Origin of the sequence: Nonomuraea cypriaca, from assembly GCF_015645445.1 — a bacterium.
GTDB classification, from domain to species: Bacteria; Actinomycetota; Actinomycetes; order Streptosporangiales; family Streptosporangiaceae; genus Nonomuraea; species Nonomuraea cypriaca.
In genome coordinates this window covers 1-1875 of record NZ_JADOGI010000492.1, presented here as the reverse complement: position 1 = coordinate 1875, position 1875 = coordinate 1, and the positions used below count along the sequence as shown (strand labels likewise).

The following is a 1875-nucleotide window of genomic DNA, read 5'->3' as shown; positions in this document are numbered from 1 at the left end:
AGACCCCACCTTCCACCCCCTGACCGGGCCTCCACCCATTCCGTTACCCGGGCACTCCACCGTGGCGCCGCGCATGTCCTCATCGTCGAGGGCGAGTCCTACCGGACCCGTCAACGACCCCCGACCCTGGCCTCCACCCGTGACCCCAGGTCTTCCCCGCCGCCCAGGCTCGCCCTCGCCCACCATCCTCGGCCGAACGTGGCCCCGGCGGACTTCCCGGCCCGGTGGGGTGGCCGGCCTGTGCGGTGGCCGATCCCGTGGGCTTCCCGGCCCCGCGGTGACCCGGCCCGTGTGGTGACCCGGCGGTGGGTGGCCGGGCCCGTGGGGTGGTCGGGGGCTAAGCGTCTGTGCGGGTCATGTCGGATTTGTAGCCGCCGCCTCCCGAGTAGACCCAGGCGCCGGTGACCGTGGTGCCGTCGGCGCTGAAGGTGCCCCTGTAGTAGGCGGGTGAGCCCTTCTCCTTGGCCCAGATGGTGAGCGTGTCGCCGGCCAGTTCGTACACGTAGGCCAAGGTCGAGCCCTGGCTGTCGTAGTACCAGGACTTGATGTCCTCGCTCGGCTTCTCCGCGCCGTACGGGCGCTCCCTGCCGATGATCTCCATTCCCTGGGTCGGCGCGCCGTCCTGCGTGAGGTTCACGTCCTGGATGAGGAAGTGGCCGCCGTCCATCCACCGGTACGTCACGGTGCCCTCGGCGTCGCCCGTGACCCGCCAGGTGCCGACGAGCCGGTCCAGGGCCTTCAGCGGGATGTCAGTGGTCATCGTCGTTCCCCTTGTCTCGAAGGTGAGGTACACCCGTATGACGGCGCGGCGCGGCGAAAGGAATCGGTCTCCGGCGAGATTTTCTCGTCAGAGGCGGCCGGGCAGGCCGAAGGCGTCGTGCAGTTCGGGACCGAACGTGGTGATCTCCACGATCAGGCCGTCCGCCACGCGCAGCACGTCGAGGTTGACGGCGATGTAGCCCGGCTCGCCGGCGCGGCGTACGTAGCTGGCCACGGCGGGCTGCCGGTTGGCGTACGTCTCCAGCGCCTTCCACTCGCCCCACGCCTGCGGCCCCTCCATGACGGGCCGCCACATGTCCAGGATGGCCGTGCGGCCGTCGTACACGAGGGAGGCGGGAGGCATCGTCTGCCGCGCGTCCTCTCGCAGCAGCTTCGCGAACTCCGACAGGTCGCCGGCCACGGAGGCGTCCAGGTAGCGGCGCAGCACCGCGCGTTCCGCTTCGCTCGGGGCGGAGGCCGGACCCCACTGCGAGCGCCGCTCGGGCAGGTGCCGGCGCAGCGTGGCGCGCGCCCGCTGCAGCGTGCTCTTGACGGCCGGCACGCTCAGCTCCAGCGCGCCGGACGTCTCCTCGGCCGACCAGCCCGCCACGTCGCGCAGGATCAGCACCGCCCGCTGGCGCGGCGGCAGATGCTGGATGGCGGCCAGGTACGCCAGTTCGATCGTCTCCCTCGCCACCGCCACCGCGTCCGGCTCGCCCTGCGCCGGCGCGGCCAGGTCGAGCAACCGATCGGGGTACGGCTGCAGCCACGGCACCTCGGCGAACGGCGATCGCGACTCAGTCTCCATGCCGACCGTGATCTCGCGCGAACGGGCAGGTCCGGACAGCAGATCGAGGCAGGCATTGGTGGCGATGCGATAGAGCCAGGCCCGAAACGTCGAACGCCCCTCGAACGTCTCCCGCCGACGCCAGGCCCGCAACATCGTCTCCTGCACCATGTCCTCGGCGTCGGCGAACGACCCCAGCATCCGATAACAGTGCACCTGTAATTCATGCCGATATGCCTCAGCCAGCTCAGCGAACCGAGCCCGATCACCACTCCTGACAGCCATCACCACATCTTCCACCGACCCCACACCACACCCCTCTCCCTCGC

General features: G+C 70.5%; 2 protein-coding genes. Both read right to left on the bottom strand.

Features of this window, described 5'->3' with window-relative positions:
- Positions 1-337: 337 nt before the first annotated feature.
- Positions 338-760 carry a hypothetical protein gene (locus ITP53_RS55145; RefSeq protein WP_195903446.1) on the bottom strand — a complete coding sequence of 141 codons (423 nt, stop codon included), beginning with the start codon at positions 758-760 and terminating at the stop codon, positions 338-340.
- A gap of 87 nt (positions 761-847) precedes the next feature.
- Positions 848-1831 carry an RNA polymerase subunit sigma-70 gene (locus tag ITP53_RS55140; RefSeq protein WP_195903445.1) on the bottom strand — a complete coding sequence of 328 codons (984 nt, stop codon included), beginning with the start codon at positions 1829-1831 and terminating at the stop codon, positions 848-850.
- Positions 1832-1875 lie beyond the last annotated feature (44 nt).

Bases quoted from the DNA above. Each gene is read 5' to 3' on its own strand.
- ITP53_RS55145 (WP_195903446.1), bottom strand. From the start codon at position 760: ATGACCACTGACATCCCGCTGAAGGCCCTGGACCGGCTCGTCGGCACC.
- ITP53_RS55140 (WP_195903445.1), bottom strand. From the start codon at position 1,831: ATGGCTGTCAGGAGTGGTGATCGGGCTCGGTTCGCTGAGCTGGCTGAG.